At 66.6% G+C, this 19,099-nt stretch carries 20 protein-coding genes and 1 tRNA gene; 14 read left to right on the top strand and 7 right to left on the bottom strand.

Annotated features, from left to right (window positions below; genetic code table 11):
• Positions 1-35: 35 nt before the first annotated feature.
• Positions 36-1,331, top strand: a complete 1,296-nt coding sequence (locus PYV02_RS01005) for an ATP-dependent DNA helicase (protein WP_275755288.1) — start codon at positions 36-38, stop codon at positions 1,329-1,331.
• Here PYV02_RS01005 and PYV02_RS01000 read toward each other — a convergent pair.
• The 5 genes from PYV02_RS01000 to PYV02_RS00980 all read right to left on the bottom strand — a co-directional run bounded on the left by PYV02_RS01000 (position 1,321) and on the right by PYV02_RS00980 (position 3,754).
• On the bottom strand, positions 1,321-1,716 hold the full coding sequence (locus tag PYV02_RS01000; protein WP_275755286.1) for a hypothetical protein: 396 nt from the start codon (positions 1,714-1,716) through the stop codon (positions 1,321-1,323). The two genes, PYV02_RS01005 and PYV02_RS01000, sit on opposite strands and share 11 nt — an antisense overlap.
• On the bottom strand, positions 1,694-2,344 hold the full coding sequence (locus tag PYV02_RS00995) for a biliverdin-producing heme oxygenase (protein ID WP_275756001.1): 651 nt from the start codon (positions 2,342-2,344) through the stop codon (positions 1,694-1,696). The genes PYV02_RS01000 and PYV02_RS00995 overlap by 23 nt, the downstream gene beginning before the upstream one ends.
• A 73-nt stretch (positions 2,345-2,417) precedes the next feature.
• A complete protein-coding gene (locus PYV02_RS00990; RefSeq protein ID WP_275755284.1) occupies positions 2,418-2,813 on the bottom strand; it encodes a DUF4383 domain-containing protein in 396 nt (131 codons plus the stop codon).
• A gap of 2 nt (positions 2,814-2,815) precedes the next feature.
• Complete coding sequence (locus PYV02_RS00985) at positions 2,816-3,109, bottom strand: DUF2470 domain-containing protein (protein ID WP_275755282.1); 294 nt, start codon at positions 3,107-3,109, stop codon at positions 2,816-2,818.
• A 162-nt stretch (positions 3,110-3,271) separates the two neighbouring features.
• The gene (locus PYV02_RS00980) at positions 3,272-3,754 is read right to left on the bottom strand and encodes a DUF6326 family protein (RefSeq protein WP_275755280.1); all 483 of its coding nucleotides are present in this window, start codon (positions 3,752-3,754) and stop codon (positions 3,272-3,274) included.
• A gap of 160 nt (positions 3,755-3,914) precedes the next feature.
• Between PYV02_RS00980 and PYV02_RS00975 the strand changes: the two genes are divergently transcribed.
• The 5 genes from PYV02_RS00975 (at position 3,915) to PYV02_RS00955 (ending at position 12,095) form a co-directional block, all read left to right on the top strand.
• A complete protein-coding gene (locus PYV02_RS00975) occupies positions 3,915-4,589 on the top strand; it encodes a TetR/AcrR family transcriptional regulator (protein WP_275755278.1) in 675 nt (224 codons plus the stop codon).
• A gap of 662 nt (positions 4,590-5,251) precedes the next feature.
• Complete coding sequence (locus PYV02_RS00970; RefSeq protein WP_275755276.1) at positions 5,252-7,192, top strand: type I restriction-modification system subunit M; 1,941 nt, start codon at positions 5,252-5,254, stop codon at positions 7,190-7,192.
• A complete protein-coding gene (locus PYV02_RS00965; protein ID WP_275755275.1) occupies positions 7,189-8,397 on the top strand; it encodes a restriction endonuclease subunit S in 1,209 nt (402 codons plus the stop codon). The genes PYV02_RS00970 and PYV02_RS00965 overlap by 4 nt, the downstream gene beginning before the upstream one ends.
• A complete protein-coding gene (locus tag PYV02_RS00960; protein ID WP_275755273.1) occupies positions 8,397-11,486 on the top strand; it encodes a type I restriction endonuclease subunit R in 3,090 nt (1,029 codons plus the stop codon). Before PYV02_RS00965 ends, PYV02_RS00960 begins: the two co-directional genes overlap by 1 nt.
• 105 nt (positions 11,487-11,591) lie before the next feature.
• Positions 11,592-12,095, top strand: a complete 504-nt coding sequence (locus tag PYV02_RS00955) for a DUF4190 domain-containing protein (RefSeq protein WP_275755271.1) — start codon at positions 11,592-11,594, stop codon at positions 12,093-12,095.
• Positions 12,096-12,251: 156 nt separating this feature from the next.
• Here PYV02_RS00955 and PYV02_RS00950 read toward each other — a convergent pair.
• A tRNA-Gly gene (locus PYV02_RS00950) sits at positions 12,252-12,322 on the bottom strand.
• A gap of 65 nt (positions 12,323-12,387) precedes the next feature.
• On the opposite strand from PYV02_RS00950, the gene PYV02_RS00945 reads away from it, so the two are divergent.
• Both PYV02_RS00945 and dcd read left to right on the top strand, forming a co-directional pair.
• Positions 12,388-13,008, top strand: a complete 621-nt coding sequence (locus PYV02_RS00945) for a hypothetical protein (protein WP_275755269.1) — start codon at positions 12,388-12,390, stop codon at positions 13,006-13,008.
• Positions 13,009-13,029: 21 nt separating this feature from the next.
• A complete protein-coding gene (gene dcd, locus PYV02_RS00940; RefSeq protein ID WP_275755267.1) occupies positions 13,030-13,635 on the top strand; it encodes a dCTP deaminase in 606 nt (201 codons plus the stop codon).
• Here the strand turns inward: dcd and idi are convergent.
• Positions 13,632-14,156, bottom strand: a complete 525-nt coding sequence (gene idi / locus PYV02_RS00935) for an isopentenyl-diphosphate Delta-isomerase (protein WP_275755265.1) — start codon at positions 14,154-14,156, stop codon at positions 13,632-13,634. The two genes, dcd and idi, sit on opposite strands and share 4 nt — an antisense overlap.
• A gap of 17 nt (positions 14,157-14,173) precedes the next feature.
• Between idi and PYV02_RS00930 the strand changes: the two genes are divergently transcribed.
• Genes PYV02_RS00930 through PYV02_RS00905 form a run of 6 tightly spaced genes read left to right on the top strand, consistent with a single transcriptional unit; the run spans position 14,174 to position 19,099 of the window.
• A complete protein-coding gene (locus PYV02_RS00930; RefSeq protein WP_275755263.1) occupies positions 14,174-15,244 on the top strand; it encodes a polyprenyl synthetase family protein in 1,071 nt (356 codons plus the stop codon).
• Positions 15,241-16,077, top strand: a complete 837-nt coding sequence (locus PYV02_RS00925) for a phytoene/squalene synthase family protein (protein ID WP_275755261.1) — start codon at positions 15,241-15,243, stop codon at positions 16,075-16,077. The genes PYV02_RS00930 and PYV02_RS00925 overlap by 4 nt, the downstream gene beginning before the upstream one ends.
• The gene (gene crtI, locus PYV02_RS00920) at positions 16,074-17,654 is read left to right on the top strand and encodes a phytoene desaturase family protein (RefSeq protein WP_275755259.1); all 1,581 of its coding nucleotides are present in this window, start codon (positions 16,074-16,076) and stop codon (positions 17,652-17,654) included. Before PYV02_RS00925 ends, crtI begins: the two co-directional genes overlap by 4 nt.
• Positions 17,651-17,959: a lycopene cyclase domain-containing protein gene (locus tag PYV02_RS00915; protein WP_275755256.1), complete on the top strand. Its 309-nt coding sequence runs from the start codon at positions 17,651-17,653 to the stop codon at positions 17,957-17,959. Before crtI ends, PYV02_RS00915 begins: the two co-directional genes overlap by 4 nt.
• A complete protein-coding gene (locus tag PYV02_RS00910; RefSeq protein ID WP_275755255.1) occupies positions 17,956-18,249 on the top strand; it encodes a lycopene cyclase domain-containing protein in 294 nt (97 codons plus the stop codon). Before PYV02_RS00915 ends, PYV02_RS00910 begins: the two co-directional genes overlap by 4 nt.
• A complete protein-coding gene (locus PYV02_RS00905) occupies positions 18,242-19,099 on the top strand; it encodes a prenyltransferase (RefSeq protein ID WP_275755253.1) in 858 nt (285 codons plus the stop codon). The genes PYV02_RS00910 and PYV02_RS00905 overlap by 8 nt, the downstream gene beginning before the upstream one ends.

Raw genomic sequence — 19,099 nt, 5'->3', positions numbered from 1 at the left:
CGAGTGCCCGGCGGCGTCGCGGGTACAGTGAGGTGGTGTCCGAGCCCGACCTCTCCCCGGAGCAGCAGGCCGTCTTCGACCGCATCGAGACCACCCTCGACAACATCTTCGTCACCGGCCGCGCCGGCACGGGCAAGTCCACCCTGCTGAACCACCTCTCGCAGCACACCTCCAAGCAGGTGGTGATCTGCGCACCGACCGGGGTCGCGGCGCTCAACGTGGGCGGGCAGACCATCCACTCGCTGTTCCGGTTGCCGATCGGGGTGATCGCCGATTCCGACATCGAGCAGTCCGCGGAGCTGCGCAAGCTGCTCGGCACCATCGACACACTCGTGATCGACGAGGTCTCGATGGTCAGCGCCGACCTGCTGGATGCCATCGATCGCTCCCTGCGCCAGGCGCGCGCCCGGCGGCACGAGGCTTTCGGCGGCGTGCAGGTGATCCTGTTCGGCGACCCCTACCAGCTGGCTCCCGTGCCGGGCGAGGGTGACGAGCGGGCGTACTACGAAGACCGCTACCGCTCGATGTGGTTCTTCGACGCGCACGTCTGGGATGACACCGACCTCACCATCTACGAGCTCTCCACCATCCACCGCCAGCACGACGACCACTTCAAGTGGATGCTCGAGGCGGTGCGCCACAACATGGTCACCGCGGAGATCGCGGCCCGCCTCAACGAGGTCGGCGCCCGCCCGGCGCCGACGGACGGGGCGATCACCCTCGCCACCACCAACGGCACGGTCACGCGCATCAACGCATCCGAGCTTGCCCGCCTGCCGGGCCGGGTGCTCACCGCGCGCGCAGAGATCAACGGCGAGTTCGGTGGCCGCGCCTACCCCGCCGACGAGGCGCTCGAGCTCAAGATCGGCGCGCGCGTGATGTTCCTGCGCAACGACACCGGGGAGAACGGCGGCCGCTGGGTGAACGGCAGCGTGGGCACCGTGAAGAAGATCGACGCGACGGTGTTCGTGGATGTCGACGGCGAGATCCACGAGGTGCGCCCGGTGATCTGGGAGAAGTTCCGCTACACCTACTCGCCGCTGACGAAGGCGCTGCGCAAGGATGTCGTGGCCGAGTTCCACCAGTTCCCGTTGCGGTTGGCGTGGGCGGTGACGGTGCACAAGTCGCAGGGCAAGACCTACGACCGGGCCATCGTCGACCTCGGCAACCGCGCCTTCGCGCCGGGCCAGACCTATGTGGCGCTCAGTCGCATCAGCGAGCTCGAGGGGCTCTACCTCACGCGGCCGCTGCGACCGAGCGACATCATCGTCGACGAGAATGTCGTGCGGTTCATGTCGCGCGCCACCGCCATCCCCGCGATCAGGGCATAGGCCGATCGGGTTGGATGAAGCCGACCCGGGCCGCATCGCTGGTGAGCCGCTCCCGGTCGTAGTAGTCGTCGAGCAGGTCGCGACGGGTCAGCTGCGGGTTCGCGGCGAGAAACCGGCGGGAGTCGCCGTGATCGCCCGCTGCGGCGACGAGCCTCGTCCACGCGGTGGTGCGGGTGACGTGGAACGCTTCGGCCTTGCCGTTCGCGATCGCCATGGCACGGATGCCCTCGCTCACCCTGCGCAGCGCCTCCGCCTCGCCGTGCTCACGGATCAGCAGGTACACCACTCGCAGGTGGTCCTCGTGGGAGAACGCCCGGAGCGTGCCCGCCTCGAACCCGGCGACCAGCGCCGCGTCATCCAGCTCAGGCTGCGGCTTTGGCCGCACTGAGGTCCACGAACAGCTCGGTGTTGAAGCGGTAGGCGGCGAGCACCTCGTCGATCACGCGCTCGCGCTCGACGGCATCCCAGGCCACCGCGTCGAGCTGCTCGCGGTAGGTGTCTTTGAAGTGCTTGGGGCTCGCGATCTGATCGAAGATGTAGAAGCCGATGCCGTTGGTCTCGAAGCCGAACTGGCGGGCCATGAGCTTGGCGATGGCCTGACCGCCCGAGAGGTCGCCGAGGTAGCGCGTGTAGTGGTGGGCGATGAAGCCGCCGGCCCAGCCCTCGTCGGCGACCTCGTTGATGCGGTCGACGTAGCGCACCGTGGTGGGCAGGGGCGCGATCTCGTCGCGCCAATGGGCGCCGAGCAGGAATCGCAGGTCGGCTTCGAGCGCGGGCAGTCGGGTGAGTTGCTCGCTGATGAAGGGGGCGGCGATCGGGTCGCTCGCGAAGCGGGCCGCTGCCGCCTCGAGCGCCTCGTAGATGAAGTAGTGCTGCGCGACGAGCGCGATGTAGTCCTCGCGGGTGCCCTTGCCGGTCATGAGGTCGTGCATGAAGTCAGCGCCCTCGCTGTCGCCGTGACTCGTCCAGGTGCGCTCGCGCAGGGCCTGCGAGAAGGGAATGACGCTCACGATGACTCCAAAGTGGCCGGGTTAGGTGACCCTTAGCCTACCGGGCGCACCCCTGAGGCCAACAGGACTTTCGGCCTCAGGCGCCGCGCTGACGCTGCTCGGCGCCGAGCCCGGCGGCCAGCAGCAGCACCGAGGAGCCGAAGTGCAGCACGTTGTCGGCGGCGTTGATGGCGAGCACGTTGAACGGGTTGCCGGCCAGGAACAGCCCGGTGAGCCCGAGGAGCAGGAACAGGGTGCCAGCGGCCGTGTTCGTCGCGCGCGCCATGGGCACCCCGACGATGGACCCCGCCACCAGCACGGCACCGACGAGCAGGTGGATCAGGTTCTGCAACCCGTTCACCTGCAGCACCCCGAAGAGCAGGCCGCCGTCCACCGCGAGCAGGTCTTGGGTCACGGCGAAGCCGAACCCGCCCAGCAGCAGGTATCCGACGCCGAGTGCGACGCCGACGAGCCGGTTGGGCGAGCGGAACACGGTCAGTGCGGGCGCGGCGCGATGCCGAGCTTCTCGCAGGCGCGGTCGTAGAGCACCACGATCTCGCGGCGGATCTCGGGACGCTCGTTGATCTCCGCGGTCCAGGGCACGGTGAGCTCGTGGTCGGCTCCGCCGGCGGTGTACACCCACGTTCCGCCGCGGTGGTCGAGCGTGGTCATGGTGGCGGCCGTGGCATCCGGATCGCCGAACGCGCGGGCGATGAGCAGCGAGTCTTCGGGGTGGTCGCCGTTCATGTGCGCGAGCACGGCGGTCACGGTCTCGGTGGGGAAGGTCACGGTTCCACGCTACCCGAGGGCACGTCGCCGGGACCTTCGCCCTCGGCGACGTCGAGCGGCGGACACCGAGCCCATGAGCAGGCTCACCGCGCAACTCGCGGCTGAACCTGCTCACGGTGGGCCCGGCGTCCGCGTCACGCCGGAGGGTCGTGCGCTGCGCGGCTACACGGATGCACGCCGCCGAAGGTCGTCCGTCGCGGGACGGGTCGAGACCGCGGGAATTCGAGGCCAGGCCCACGCGGAGCGCAGGATGAAGGCGAGGATCAGCACCTCGACCCCGATGGTGAGGCCGTAGTAGAAGACCCAATCAGCCGACGTCCCCGCCACGTTGAAGACCATGACCGGGATGTAGAGCGACGCAACGACGAGGTTCGTGGTGCGGTTCACTCGGGCGGGCAGCGCCACGGAGAGCATCACCATCAGGGCCGGGATCGCGATGACCACGAAGAAGATCGACATCAATGTCGCGCTGATGTCGAACGCGAAGATGGTGCCACCCCGGATCTCGTCGATCTCGCCGGGCTGGTAGAGGTGGAAGTAGTCGATGTAGATCACGAGGAACATGAGGCTTGTCCAGGCCGCCGCGAGTTTCGCCTGCACGGGGATCCGCGGGTTGTCGAGCGAGTTCTTCGTTGGGTTGGTCATTGGTTCTTCCTTCGATAGGAGCGGGCTGCCCGCCGGGTGGCGGCAGGTTGGATGGCGCAGGAGTGGAGCTGTGGCGATCACTCGCGAGTACACCGTACGCGTACACTGTACTCTGCTGCGTACGCTGTACGATTGTCAAGTCGCTTGAGCGAGGAGGCCCGTGTCTGCGAGGGAACAGCGCCAGGTCGCGTCGGATGCGGGGCTGAGCAAACAGCGAGTGGTGGCCGAGGCGGTGCGGCTCGCCGACCGCGAGGGGGTCGATGGGCTGAGCATGCGCCGACTCGCCGGCGTGCTCGACGCGGGGGCGATGTCGCTCTACCGCTATGTGGCCAGCAAGGAGGAACTGCTGGACGCCATGATCGACGTCGTGTTCGAGGAGATCGAGCATCCGCCGGAAGAAGTCGACTGGCAGTCGGCGATGCGCCTGGAGGCGGAATCCACCCGGCAGGTTCTCGCCCGCCACCAGTGGGCGATCGGCCTGATGGAATCGCGGACCACGCCGGGACCCGCCAACCTTCGCCACCGCGAAGCCGTCACCTCCTGCCTGCGAAGGGCCGGCTTCTCGGTCGTGATGGCGACGCACGCCAACTGGACGATCAACAGCTACGTCTACGGCTACGCCCTACAGGCAGCCAGCCTGCCGTTCGACACGGCGGACGAGCTCGCGGACATGACCGAGGACGTCTACCTGCCCCAGCTTCCCCCGGACGAGTTCCCCTACCTCAACGAGTCCGCCGCTGCGCTCGTTGCCGCTGGCTACGACCCGTCGCAGGAGTTCATCTTCGGCCTCGACCTCGTGCTCGCCGCCCTCGAGCCGCTGAGGGGTTCCGCGTAGTGGCGCTGTCCACTGGAGCTGTGGAGGCAACAACCTCGCGCTGCCAACTCCGGCCGACTCTGTGAGCTCGCCGACTCGGAAGCGTGCCGCCACACGATACGCTCCCGTACCGGCGCACGTCGCTCATCGGTTCCTCATCCACCACCGGGTGCCCTCCAGGGCGGGGGTCTGTCGCCGGGAGTCGCCCACTCGTGCTGCTGCTGAGCCGCACATCTGTTAGGTTCTGGTTGACGGCGATCCAACGACGTGTCGACCGCCTGGATATGCAGTGCAACCCATCCCGAATTGAAGGGGAGCACTGTCATGCCCATCTGCGTCAAACGTCCGTACCCAACGCCGGCCGCCGCAACGCGTGCCCTCACCGCCTTGCGGCGCCTGAAGTACCCTGAGCTCGTCGGGATCCACCCCTGCGCCCACTGTCGCGCATGGCATGTGACCTCACAGCGCGGATGGGTTCGCGCGCCAGCAGCGCAGTCGAAACTGGGCTGATCCGCTTAGTCGGCATCGCCGACGTGCAGCGAGAGCGACCAGCTCAGCACGATCGAGCGGGCAGTCTGCAACCTCGACCGTCGCAAATAACCCGCGTGCCCGTCGATTCTCATAGAGTCGGCACCAGCGTCGAGCGAACCTCGAACCGCCCCTCGAATGGAGTGACCCCTGTAATGGCCCAGAACAACAACGCCAACTTCATCTGGTCGATCGCTGACCTGCTGCGGGGTCCGTACAAGCCGCACCAGTACGGGTCCGTGGTGCTCCCGTTCACGATCCTTCGGCGGCTGGATTGTGTGCTGGAGCCCACCAAGCAGGCGGTGCTCGATGAGGCGGCGAAGCGTGGGGATGCCGCGTCGGCATCCGTGTTTCTCACGAAGGCCGCCGGGCAGGGTTTCTACAACACGTCCCAGTTCACGCTGAAGTCGCTCATGGGTGACCCGGCTGGCATCCGCGCGAACCTGCTGGACTATGTGCGCGGGTTCAGCGAGAACGTGCGTGACATCTTCGAGAAGTTCGAGTTCGAGAAGCAGCTGGAGAAGCTCGACGGCGAGAACCTGCTCTACCTGATCACCAAGCGTTTCGCCGAGGTGGACCTGCACCCGTCGGTGGTGTCGAACATCGAGATGGGCCTGATGTTCGAGGAGCTGATCCGCAAGTTCGCGGAGACCTCGAACGAGACCGCGGGTGAGCACTTCACCCCGCGCGAGGTGATCCGGTTGATGGTGAGTCTGCTGTTCATCGCCGATGACGAGGCGCTGACCAAGAAGGGTGTGGTCCGCTCCATCTATGACCCCACGGCCGGCACGGGCGGGATGCTGTCGGTGGCCGATGAGTATCTGCTGGGTTTGAACCCGGATGCGCGGCTCGTGATGTTCGGGCAGGAGGTCAACGGCGAGTCCTACGCGATCTGCAAGGCCGACCTGGTCATCAAGGGTCAGGACATCAAGAACATCGTGCTCGGCGATACCCTCACCGATGATGGCCTGGCCGGCCAGACGTTTGACTACGGCCTCTCGAACCCGCCGTTCGGCGTGGACTGGAAGAAGCAGCAACCCGCCGTGCAGAAGGAGCACGACCAGGAGGGCTTCAACGGCCGCTTCGGCCCCGGCCTGCCGCGCGTCTCCGACGGGTCACTGCTGTTCCTGCTGCACTTGATCAAGAAGCTGCGCCCGAAGGCCCAGGGCGGCGGGCGTGCGGGCATCGTGCTCAACGGCTCCCCGCTGTTCACAGGTGGCGCGGGTTCGGGTGAGTCGGAGATCCGCCGCTACCTGCTGGAGAACGACCTGCTCGAGGCGATCGTCGCCCTGCCCACGGACATGTTCTACAACACAGGCATCGCCACCTACCTGTGGATCATCGACAACGACAAGCACCCCGACCGCAAAGGCACCGTGCAACTCATCGACGGCACCGGCTTCTCCCACAAGATGCGCAAGTCCCTCGGCGCCAAACGCAAAGAACTCGACCTCGACGACATCAAAGAGATCGTCAAGCTCTACGGCAACGCCGAGCAATCCGACGTGTCGAAGATCTTCCGCAACGAGGACTTCGGCTACCGCACCATCACCGTCGAACGCCCTTTGCGCCTCAACTGGGCGCTCACGAAGGAACGGTGGGATGCCGCAGTGCTCGCGAAACCGCTGGCCGCCGTGGCAGATGCGCTCGCACAGGTCGACCTGCCGGTGGTCGAGCCCGTCGAGACCACCACCGACCTGCCGACCTTCGCCAAGACGCTCAAGCAGTTGTTGGCGGATGCCGCAATCACCCTCACCCCCGCCCAACTCAAGTCCCTCATCCAGGGCCTCTCCGAACGCGACGACACCGCCCCCGTTGTCACCGATGCCAGGGGCAAGCCGCTGCCGGACACCGACGCCCGCGACACCGAGAACGTGCCCCTCGACGAGGACATCCACGAGTACTTCGCTCGCGAGGTGCTGCCGCACGTGCCGGACGCCTGGATCGACGAGACGAAGACAAAGGTCGGCTACGAGATCCCCTTCACCCGCCACTTCTACAAGTACCTCCCGCCCCGCCCGCTCGAGGAGATCGACGCCGACCTCAACAAGCTCATCCGCGAGATCACGGAACTGCTGCGTGAGGTGGAGGCGTGACGGGCCCCGCGCCGACAGCACTGGCGGCGAGCCTGGAGCAAGCCTCGCGAGACAAGGGCCCTGAATGGGCAAACCAGAAGCTGAAGCACCTCGTGTCGCTGAGGAGCGGCGATTCGATCACATCTGACGAGATTGATCCCCAGGGACAGTACCCCGTTTATGGGGGGAACGGCCTTAGAGGCTTCACGAGCGCGTACACGCATGACGGGCAGTATGCCTTGATCGGTCGCCAAGGGGCGCTTTGCGGGAACGTCAATCGAGTGAGCGGCCGATTCTGGGCTTCGGAACATGCCGTCGTTGTCACCCCTCGTCGTCAACTGAGCCTCGGCTGGCTAGTCGGGCTCCTGGAGAGCATGGAGCTGGGCCAATACTCGGTGTCAGCCGCGCAGCCCGGCTTGTCGGTTGAGACCATCGCAAACCTCGCGATCGGTGTGCCTCCGCTCGCTGAGCAGCGACAAATCGCCGACTACTTGGACGCGCAGACGGCGAAGATCGACGCGCTGACGGGGAAGCAGGAGCGGCTGATTGAGACGCTCGCGGAGCGGCGGCAGGCGGTCATCAGCCAGCAGATCGAGGGTCAAGCCAACCCAGAACGCCTCGATCAACCTGGCTCGCGGATCAAGACTGCGTATGCAGTCGTAGACACTCGAGCAGGGTCGGCGGACCTCCCGCTATTGTCAGTCTCCATTCATCGCGGAGTTCAACGCCGAGACGAAGTAACGGATGACCGACCGCGATCAGACGACCTATCGGTCTACAAGATTTGCGCATCCGGGGATGTCGTTGTGAACCGAATGCGAGCATTTCAGGGGGCAGTAGGAATTGCCTCCGAACCGGGACTCGTAAGCCCGGACTACCTCGTCCTGCGCGCCGTCGAGCAAGTGGACCCACATTGGCTGACCCTCGTGATGCGGTCGCGATGGTTCGTCGGACTGATGACCGCCCGACTTCGCGGAATCGGCAACACAGAAACAGGAACGGTACGTACCCCGCGAATCAACGCAACCGATCTTGGGGAGATCCGAATCGCACTTCCGACGCTGGAAGCGCAACGCGAGATCGTCGCCCACCTCGACCGCGAGACGTCCCAGATTGACACACTATCGGCGAAGGCGCGCGAGATGATCGACGTGTTGAAGGAGCGGCGGCAGGCGCTGATCAGTGCGGCGGTGACGGGCAAGATCGACGTGAGGGGGCTGGCCTGATGGGTAAGCACAACGAGTTCTGGTTCGAGGATGAGTTGTGCGAGCACCTCGTCGCGCACGGCTGGCTGTACTCCCACGATGACGAGGGCTACGACCGCGAGTTGGCGCTGTTCCCGGCCGACGTTTTCGCGTGGTTGGAGGAGACGCAGCCGGAGGCGCTCGCGCAGCGGGTGAAGGCATCCGATTCGCCTGCCGTGCAGGAGCAGGCGCGGCAGCAGTTGCTGGGCCGGTTGGCGCAGGTGCTCGACAAGCCGTTCGCGCAGGGCGGTGGCATGCTCAACGCGTTGCGGCGTGGGTTCAAGGATGTCTCGACCCAGTTCGACCTGTGCCAGTTCAGGCCTGCACAGCAGCTGAACCCGGCGACCCTGGAGCGCTACGCCAAGGTGCGGTTGCGGGTGATGCGGCAGGTGCACTACTCCACATCGAACCAGAAGAGCCTTGATCTGGTGTTCTTCGTCAACGGTCTGCCGGTGGCGACGATGGAGGTGAAGACCGACTTCACACAGTCGGTTCAGGATGCCATCATCCAGTACCAGAAGGATCGCACCCCGAAGGATCCGGTCACCAGGAAGACCGAGCCGCTGCTTGGCTTCGGTAGCCGGGCGCTCGTGCACTTCGCGGTCTCCAACTCCGAGGTGTGGATGACCACTCGGCTGGCCGGCGACGACACGGTGTTTTTGCCCTTCAATATCGGGAACGACGGGGGCAAGGGCAACCCGCCGAACCCCGATGGCTCGCCCTCCTCCTACTTGTGGGAGCGGGTGTTGCAGCGGGATGCGTGGTTGGAGATCATCGGCAAGTTCTTGCACGCGTCGTCGTGGAAGGAGACCGACCCGGTCACGGGTGAGGTGACGCAGCGTGAGTCGCTGTTGTTCCCCCGGTTCCACCAGTGGGAGTCGGTGACCGAGCTCGTCGCGGCGGCGCGCGAAGAAGGCCCAGGACACCGGTATCTCATCCAGCACAGCGCCGGGTCGGGCAAGACCAACTCGATCGCCTGGACCGCCCACCAGCTCAGCACGTTGCACAACGATGCCGGCGCGAAGGTGTTCGACTCGGTGATCGTGGTCACCGACCGCACCGTGCTCGATGACCAGTTGCAGGATGCGATCTACCAGATCGACCACAAGTCCGGTGTCGTCGTTCCGATCACGCGGGGCAGCGGCGAGTCCAAATCGAAACTGCTCACGAAGGCGCTGTCGAGCGGCGCGCAGATCATCATCGTCACCATCCAGACCTTCCCCCATGCGCTCAAGGAGATCCGCACCTCCGGTGCCCTCAAGGGGCGCAGCTTCGCGATCATCGCCGATGAAGCGCACTCCTCACAGACCGGCAACACCTCCGCCAAGCTCAAGCAGGCGCTCTCGCCTGAGGAGCTGGCCTCCCTAGAGGACGGCGGTGAGTTCGACATCGAGGCGCTGCTGGCGGCGGAGATGGCGGAGAAGGCGGATGCCACCAACATCAGCTTCTTTGCCTATACCGCCACCCCGAAGGCGAAGACGCTCGAGCTGTTCGGGCGCCCGGGTGCGGATGGGCTGCCGCACCCGTTCCACCTATACACGATGCAGCAGGCGATCGAGGAGGGCTTCATCCTCGACGTGTTGCAGAACTACACGCCCTACAAGCTTGCATTCAAGCTTGCCCACAACGGCGTCGAGTACGACTCGAACGATCCGCTGGTGGACAAGACGCAGGCCGCGAAAGACCTGATGCGGTGGGTGCGACTGCACGAGCACAACATCGCCCAGAAGGTCGCCGTGATCGTCGAGCACTACCGCGACAACGTCTCGTGGCGGCTGAATGGGCAGGCCAAAGCGATGGTGGTTACCGCCAGTCGGGTCGAGGCCGTGCGTTACAAGCTCGCCTTCGACGCATACATCTCGGAGCACAAGTACGTGGGCCTGCACGCGCTTGTCGCCTTCTCTGGCGAGGTCACCGATCCCGAGTCTGGCCCGGGCGTCTTCAACGAGACCACGATGAACCCGGGGCTCAAGAAGCGCAGCCTGCCCCAGGCGTTCGCCTCCGACGACTACCAGGTGATGATCGTCGCCAACAAGTTCCAGACCGGCTTCGACCAACCGCTGCTCGTGGCAATGTACGTCGACAAGCGCCTCTCCGGGGTCACCGCCGTGCAGACCCTGTCACGCCTGAACCGCACCGCAACCGGCAAAGACCAGACCTTCGTGCTGGACTTTGTCAACGACCCAGCCGAGGTACTCGGGGCGTTCCAGCAGTACTACCGCGCAGCGTCGCTTGCGGCGGTGTCGGACCCGAACGTGATCCACGATCTACAGAACAAACTCGACCAGGCCCTCATCTACGAGGAATCCGAGGTTGAGGGGGCTGCGAAAGCGTGGGTGTTCGAGGAGGGCAACAACGCGCTGACGAAGTGGCTGACGCCCGCGCACCAGCGTTTCGCCGGCCAGTACCGTGCCGCACGCGAATCGGGCGATGCCGCCCGCCTCGAGGAACTGGACCTGTTCCGCAGCGACCTGAACTCCTTCATCCGCGCCTACGACTTCCTCTCCCAAATCATCAACTACCACGACACCGGCCTCGAGAAGCGGTCGATCTTCTACCGACTGCTCGCCCCGTTGATCAGCGACGAGAACCGAGACCGCTCGATCGACCTCAACGCGGTCAAACTCACCCACTACAGCCTGCGACCGGAGGAGGCCGAGGACCTCCAACTCTCCGATGACGGCGACCCGCTCGCGCCCTTCACCGCCCTCGGCTCGGGCACCGCGAAGGACCCGGAGTTCGTGCGCCTGCGCGAGATCATCGAGAAAATGAACACTCTGTTCGAAGGCGACGAACTCACCGACGCCGACATGGTCGGCTTCACCGGATACGTGGGCGGCAAGTTCGACGAAAGCACCGTGCTGCGCGAGCAAGCGGCAGCAAACACGCTGGAGCAGTTCCTCGGCAGTCCCGACCTGTCATCCGCATTCATGGACGCCGTGATCGACTCCGACACCAACTTCCGCAACATGAGCGAACAGGTACTCGGCAGCAAGAAGATCCAGAAGGCCGTCCTCGCCATCCTCGCGCGCGACTTCTACGAGAAGTACGGGCGCGGGGATGCGGCCTAGCGATCACCGCGTCTCGGAAAGTTAGCGGCCGCGCTCAGAACCTTGGGCCGACTGGACCGCCGGGAGGCGATAATCTGTCCGGCAACCGGGCCCGGAGGAGCGAACATGGCAACATCCCTCGAACAGTTTCGTGCATCCCTCCGCAACGACGCCGCGCGGGCGCGTATAGGGCTGACCATGTCTGCTGAAGAAGCGAACTGGATCGCCGACGACGAGATCCTCTCCTCCGCGTACTACGCTCGCTGGTCCGAGAGTCGGCCCGCTCCCGTCATTCCGCCAGCACCCGCGCCGCCGGCGCCTTCCGGGGCCACAGTCCACTACACCGCCGCGCCTACGCCAGCGGGGTCCGAGTGGATGATGGTTTCAGGGCGTACCTCAGCGTTTGTTCTCGGACTCCTCGGAGTCATTTTCATCGGCATCCCCATCGCCGCGATACCCCTCGGGATCGTCGGGTGGGTGTACGCCAATAAGGCGCTGAGAGTCATTCCGTACGGCGCTCGAGGCCGCGGCCTCGCTACCGCGGGGCTGGTCCTCAGCGTGATCGCGACGTGTGGTTCAGGGCTCATCCTGCTTCTTGCCATACCCGGGGCGCTGATGCGGAACTTCTGAGATCGTGCGCGCTCTTCGACGTCCGCGAAGCATGCAGTCACCACCCTCTCGTCCGCCGATGACACCGGTCCGGCCGCGAGTGCCATGAACGCCACATACTCGGCGAGTCTCAACTTGAGTGAGACAAGTCTCAAGTTGCTTGAGAACTGACATCGGAGCGGATGACGGGAATCGAACCCGCGCTATCAGCTTGGGAAGCTGAAGTTCTGCCATTGAACTACATCCGCGTCGGCGGCGAACCGCCAGGCAACGAGCCTACCTGTAGCGCAGGCGAGCCGCTACGCTGCTCGACATGAGGCGAGCCCTGCTGATCGTTCCCGTGACCGTGGCGCTGCTGGGGCTGGCCGCGTGCGGCCCGACGGCCACGATTCCGTCACCGAGCCCCGCGTCATCCGAATCACCCTCCGCCACGGCATCCCCGACTCCTTCGCCCGCGCCAGCTGCGCTCGTGATTCCCGAGTGCGAAGACCTGCTCAGCCTCGAGGATGCCCGAGCCCTGTTCTCCGAGAGCACCGAGTTCTTCGGGCAGTTCCCCGGCGTCGAGTTCGCCGGGCGCTTCGAGATCCCCGAGATCGTGACTGCGGTCACCAGCGCGTCGCAGTCGAAGACGTGCCGCTGGGGCGTTCCGAACTCCGACGGTGCCTTCTCCCTACTGGTCGCGGAGATCACCCCCGCGGAGCGAGCGAGCCTCACCACGGCGTTGACTGCCGCCGGGTTCGCAACATCCACCGCCGGGCCGGCGACGAGCTACGAGCTCGAGCGCGACGGGATGGTGTCGACCGAGTCCGCCGTGCACGTGTTCACGGGGGACGTGTGGATCCTCGCCGATGGCACGGGGCTCGCGCTCAGCACGCCGGTCGCGGCATCCGCTCTCGACGCCCTGCGTGCGGCGAACCCGACCCTGGGCCTGTGATCGGCTCGCTAGTCTGATCGAATGCTGCTCTCCGACCGCGACATCCGTGCCGAGCTGTCCGCCGGCCGCATCGGGCTCGACCCGCTCGACCTCTCGATGGTGCAGCCCTCGAGCATCGACGTGCGGCTCGACCGCTTCTTCCGGCTGTTCGACAACCACAAGTACCCGTTCATCGACCCGGCGGAGGATCAGCCGGAGCTGACCAGGCTGATCGAGACGAAGGCGGATGAGGCGTTCATCCTGCACCCCGGAGAGTTCGTGCTGGGCTCCACCTTCGAGCTCGTGACCCTGCCCGATGACATCGCGGCGCGGCTGGAGGGTAAGAGCTCGCTCGGTCGTCTCGGGCTGCTCACGCACTCGACTGCAGGGTTCGTCGACCCCGGGTTCTCCGGTCACGTGACGCTCGAGCTCTCCAACGTGGCGACGTTGCCGATCAAGCTGTGGCCGGGCATGAAGATCGGGCAGCTGTGCTTCATCCGCACCAGCTCCCCGGTGGAGAACCCCTACGGCTCGGGCACGTACAGCAACCGGTATCAGGGGCAGCGCGGGCCGACGGCATCCCGCAGCCACATCGGCTTCCACCGCACCGACGTGCGGTCGACGGATGCCGGTTCGAAGGGCGCCTAGGACGCGCCCAGCTGCTCCAGCTGCCAGCCCAGCCACGGGCTGAACGCGTAGGGCGCGGCCGTGGCCGCGGTGTGCAGGGATTGCGGGGTGACCCACTCGAACTCCGCGACCTCGTCGGGGTTCGGAAGCACGACATCCGTGGTCGCCGCGCGGTAGACCGGGCAGATCTCGTTCTCGACGATGCCGGATGCATCGACCGCGCGATACCGGAAGTCGGGCAGCACGACCGCGATGTCCGTGACCTCGAGGCCGAGCTCGGCGCGCGCTCGGCGGGCGATCGCGAGTTCCATCGACTCGCCGGGTGCCGGGTGTCCGCAGAACGAGTTGGTCCAGACGCCGGGCCAGGTGAGCTTGGAGAGCGCACGCCGGGTCACGAGCACGAGCCCCTCGGGGTTGGTGACGTGGCAGGAGAACGCGAGGTGCAGCGCCGTCTCGGTGGTGTGCACCGCCTGCTTGTCCGCGACGCCGATCGGCTCGCCCTGCTCGGAAAGCAGAACGACCTGTTCGGCGGGTGGAGTCATCGCGGTAGTCTGCCTCAATGGACGGTGTTGGTCTGCTCGCCCTCTCCGAGGAGAGGCAAGCACAGGTCGACGCCGTGCTGGCGCGATTCTTCAGCCTAGCCAAGAACCGTGCCACCACGATGGGCCCGCAGTACATGCGGCTGTGGGAGAGCCTCGAGGCCAACACCACGGGCGGCAAGCGCTTTCGCCCGCGCATGGTGATGGCTGCCTATCAGTCGCTGGGTGGCACCGACACCGAGGCCGCGGCCTACGTCGGAGCCGCATTCGAGCTGCTGCACACCGCGCTCATCGTGCACGACGACGTGATCGACCGCGACTTCCTGCGCCGGGGACTGCCGAACATCGCTGGCACCTTCCGGCAGCTCGCCGCCGAACACGGCGCCTCCGATCGGGTCGCCGACCACGCGGGACTCTCCGCCGCGGTCATCGCCGGCGATCTGGCGCTGTTCAACTCCTACCGGCTGATCGACCGCAGCGGCGTGTCCAGTCTCACCCGTGCCCGCCTGCTCGAGGTGATGGATGACGCGCTCTTCGCCTCCGCCGCCGGCGAGCTGATCGACGTGGATTTCGCCAACCTGCCCGAGGTTCCCCGCGTCGACGACATCCTGACGATGGAGCGCCTCAAGACCGCGGTGTACACCTTCGAGTGCCCCCTGCAGGCGGGTGCCATCCTCGCTGGCGCATCGGACGATGTCGTGACCACGCTCGGCGACTTCGGCCGCGACATCGGCATCGCCTATCAGATCGTCGACGACCTGCTCGGCGTCTTCGGGCTCGAGGCCGAGACCGGCAAGTCGACGCTCGGCGACCTGCGGGAGGGCAAGCGCACGGTGCTGATCGCCTATGCCTCGTCGACGACCGAGTGGGAGGGCGTCGCCCACCTGTTCGGAGATCACGAGCTCGACGAGCCCGGCGCGCAGCTCGTGAGGGATGCGCTCATCGACTGCGGCGCACGGTCCTTCGCGCAGGGGCTGGCCCGGTACTACGCCAACCGCGCGCTGGCCCGCCTGGCGGAGCCGCACATCCCGCCGGCACTGCGCGACGAGCTCCACCCGGTCGCCGACGCCGTGCTCGGCAGGGCGAAGTGAGTCTCTACGACGACGTTGCGCGCGAGACGGCGAGCATCGTCATCCGGCGGTACTCGACCTCGTTCGGCCTCGCATCCAGGTTGCTCGCGCCCGACGTGCGCCGCCACGTCGAGAACATCTACGCGCTCGTGAGGGTGGCCGACGAGGTCGTCGACGGCGGCGCGGACATCGACGAGCCCTCGGCACGTCGCGCTCTCGACGCGCTCGAGCAGGAGACCGATGGCGCGATCCAGCTCGGCTTCAGCACCAACCTGGTCGTGCACGCGTTCGCGCTCACGGCGCGGGAGACCGGTTTCGGCCGCGAGCTCACGGCGCCGTTCTTCGACTCCATGCGCATGGATCTGCAGCAGAAGGTGCACGACCCGGCGAGCTTCGAGCGCTATGTCTACGGTTCCGCCGAGGTCGTGGGTCTGATGTGTCTGCGCGCTTTCCTGCAGGGCGGTCCGGCGGGGGAGTACGAGCGCTTGAGCGACGGCGCGCGGGCGCTCGGGTCCGCATTCCAGAAGGTCAACTTCCTGCGCGATCTCGCCGCCGACTACGAGGCCCTCGGTCGCAGCTACTTTCCGGGCGTCGACGTCGCCGCCTTCGACGAGGCGACGAAGCGGCGATTGCTCGACGACATCGACGCCGATCTGGCGGTCAGCGCCGCGGTCGTGCCGCAGCTGCCTCGGTCCAGCCGTCGTGCGGTCGCCCTCGCGCAGTCCCTGTTCGCGGAGCTGTCTCGCAGGCTGCGAGCGACTCCGGCCGAGCAGCTCGTGCGCGCGCGTGTGCGGGTACCCGATCCCGTCAAGGCCAGGCTTGCGCTCGTGGCCGCGTTTGGAGGCATGCCGTGAGTCGCGTCGTCGTCATCGGGGGTGGCATCGCCGGTCTGGCCAGTGCCGCGCTGCTTGCCCGTGAGGGTCACGAGGTGCGCCTGCTGGAGGGCCGAGACGAGTTCGGCGGCCGGGCCGGTTCGTGGGAGCTCGACGGGTTCCGCTTCGACACCGGGCCGTCGTGGTACCTCATGCCCGAGGTCTTCGACCACTTCTACCGGCTGTTGGGCACCTCGGCCGAGGAGCAGCTCACGCTCGTGACGCTCGACCCCGGCTACCGGGTGTACTTCGAGGGTCAGGATGCCCCGCTCGACATCGCCGCGGACGTCGACGAGAACATCGCGCTGTTCGACGAGATCGAGCCGGGCGCCGGAGCGCGGCTGCGGGCCTACCTGGACTCCGCGAAGCGAACGTACGACCTCGCGAAGCTGCGGTTTCTCTACACGACCTTCGCGGACATCCGCCGCCTTGCCCGCCGCGACGTCGTGACCCGCACCGGCACCTTCCTGCGGTTGCTGACCGAGCCGCTCGACCGGCTCGCGGCGCGCACGGTGCGCGACCCGCGGCTGCGGCAGGTGCTCGGCTACCCGGCGGTGTTCCTCGGCTCCTCGCCATATTCCACGCCGAGCATGTACCACCTCATGAGCCACCTCGACTTGGAAGACGGCGTGCTCTATCCGATGGGTGGCTTCGCGCGGGTGATCGAGAGCATCGCCGATCTCGCCAGGGCACAGGGTGCCGAGTTGACGACCGGTGCCGAGGTGGTGCGCATCGTGGTCGAGCACGGCACCACGACCGGGGTCGAGTACCGGGATGCCGCAGGTCAGCTGCACTTCGCCGACGCCGACCTCGTGGTCTCCGCCGCCGACCTGCACCACACCGAGACCGAACTGCTGGAGCCGCAGCAGCGCACCTACCCTGCCGAGTACTGGGCCGAGCGGGTGCCCGGGCCGAGCGCGCTGCTGCTCTACCTCGGTGTCGACGGTGCCCTGCCCGAGCTCGAACACCACACGCTGCTGTTCACCAAGGACTGGAAGCGCGGTTTCGACGCGATCTTCGGCGCGAACCCTTCGGTGCCCCAGCCGGCGTCGCTGTACATCTGCAAGCCGAGCGGGGTCGACCCGGATGTCGCGCCCGAGGGCTCGGAGAACCTCTTCGTGCTCGTGCCGATCCCCGCCGACCCGACCATCGGGCGGGGTGGCGTGGACGGAGACGGGGATGCCGCGCTCGAGGCGCTTGCGGACCGCGTCATCGGCCAGATCAGCGACTGGACCGGCATCGACGACCTTGCGGATCGCATCACCGTGCGACGCATCGTCGGCCCGGGGGATTTCGAGCAGGAGCTGCACGCGTGGCGGGGCACGGCCCTCGGCCCGGCCCACACGCTCAAGCAGAGCGCGTTCTTCCGTGCGGGCAACGTCTCGAAGAAGGTCAAGGGGCTGTACTACGTCGGTGGTTCGACGATCCCCGGCATCGGCCTGCCGATGTGCCTGATCAGCGCCGAGGTGCTGCTCAAGCGGCTGCGCGGCGACACCTCGACCGAGCCGCTGCCGGAGCCGCTGCCGGTGGTCGGGTCCGTGGAGACCGCGGCGCCATGATGCTGCTCTACCTCGGTGCGCTGCTCGTGGCGCTCACCGGCATGGTGCTGCTCGATCGGCGGTTCCGCCTGTTCTTCTGGCGAGACACGCGCCGGGCGGCGATCGTGCTCGCGGCTGGCGTGCTGTTCTTTCTCGTCTGGGATCTGTTCGGGGTCGGCCTCGGCGTCTTCTTCCGCGGCGAGACGAGCTTCATGACCGGGCTGCAGGTCGCGCCGGAGGTGCCGCTCGAGGAGGTCTTCTTCCTCACGCTGCTGTGCTACCTCACGATGAACGTCTACAACGCGCTGGATCGGCCGCGACCGTGACGTACTGGCTGCTCAACCTGCCCTTTCTCGCGGTGGCCGCGCTCGCCGGCATCCTTGCGGCCAGGCGTCTGTCGTGGGCGGCGATCGGTCTCACCGCCGCGGTGCTGCTGGTGATGACGGCGGTCTTCGACAACGTGATGATCGGCGTCGGGCTCGTCGCCTACGAGCCGACCCTGATCAGCGGCGCGTTCCTGGGCATCGCCCCGCTGGAGGACTTCGCCTACGCACTCGCCGCGATCATCGGCCTGCCCTCGCTGTGGGTGCTGTTGGAGAGGCGGCCCCGTGATTAGGGAACTCTTCGTCTCATCCCGCCCGCTCAGCTGGGTCAACACCGCGTTCCCCTTCGCGGCCGCCTACCTGCTGACGACCGGCAGTATCGACCTGACCTTCGTGCTCGGCACCGTCTTCTTCCTCGTGCCCTACAACCTCGCGATGTACGGCATCAACGACGTGTTCGACTACGAGTCCGACCTGCGCAACCCGCGCAAGGGCGGGGTCGAGGGCGCGGTGCTCGACACCAGGATGCACCGACCGACGATCATCGCCTCGATCGTGACCACGGTGCCCTTCGTGGTGTATCTCGTCGCCGTCGGCTCACCGCTGAGCTGGCTCGTGCTCGCGATCAGCCTGTTCGCGGTGGTCGCCTACTCGGCGAAGGGCCTGCGCTTCAAGGAGAAGCCCTTCCTCGACTCGATCACCTCGAGCACGCACTTCGTCTCGCCCGCCGTCTACGGCCTCGTGCTCGCCGGGGCGGTCTTCACCCCGCAGCTCTGGGCGCTGCTCGGCGCGTTCTTCCTCTGGGGCATGGCCTCGCACGCCTTCGGTGCCGTGCAGGATGTCACCGCCGACCGCGAGGCGCAGATCTCCTCCATCGCGACCGTCATCGGGGCTCGCGCCACCGCGCGGCTCTCGGTGGTGCTCTACTTGCTGGCAGGGGCCCTGTTGCTGGTGACGCAGTGGCCGGGACCGCTCGCGGCGATCCTCGCGTTGCCCTACGCGATCAGCTGCGCGCAGTTCTGGAACGTGACGGATGCCACCTGCGAGTCCGCGAACCGCGGCTGGAAGCGGTTCCTCTGGCTCAACTTCGCGACGGGGTTTCTCGTGACGATGCTGTTGATCTGGTGGCGGCTCGCCGCCTAG

It is taken from the genome of Antiquaquibacter metalliresistens (genome assembly GCF_029211225.1).
In the GTDB taxonomy this organism is placed as follows: Bacteria; Actinomycetota; Actinomycetes; order Actinomycetales; family Microbacteriaceae; genus Rhodoglobus; species Rhodoglobus metalliresistens.
This window is presented reverse-complemented; position numbering and strand designations above follow the sequence as displayed.

Coding starts and splice junctions, on each gene's coding strand:
- PYV02_RS00980 (WP_275755280.1), bottom strand. CDS start 3,754: ATGACCAACCCAACGAAGAACTCGCTCGACAACCCGCGGATCCCCGTG.
- PYV02_RS00960 (WP_275755273.1), top strand. CDS start 8,397: ATGGGTAAGCACAACGAGTTCTGGTTCGAGGATGAGTTGTGCGAGCAC.
- PYV02_RS00945 (WP_275755269.1), top strand. CDS start 12,388: ATGAGGCGAGCCCTGCTGATCGTTCCCGTGACCGTGGCGCTGCTGGGG.
- idi (WP_275755265.1), bottom strand. CDS start 14,156: ATGACTCCACCCGCCGAACAGGTCGTTCTGCTTTCCGAGCAGGGCGAG.
- PYV02_RS00915 (WP_275755256.1), top strand. CDS start 17,651: ATGATGCTGCTCTACCTCGGTGCGCTGCTCGTGGCGCTCACCGGCATG.
- PYV02_RS00970 (WP_275755276.1), top strand. CDS start 5,252: ATGGCCCAGAACAACAACGCCAACTTCATCTGGTCGATCGCTGACCTG.
- PYV02_RS00930 (WP_275755263.1), top strand. CDS start 14,174: ATGGACGGTGTTGGTCTGCTCGCCCTCTCCGAGGAGAGGCAAGCACAG.
- PYV02_RS00955 (WP_275755271.1), top strand. CDS start 11,592: ATGGCAACATCCCTCGAACAGTTTCGTGCATCCCTCCGCAACGACGCC.
- dcd (WP_275755267.1), top strand. CDS start 13,030: ATGCTGCTCTCCGACCGCGACATCCGTGCCGAGCTGTCCGCCGGCCGC.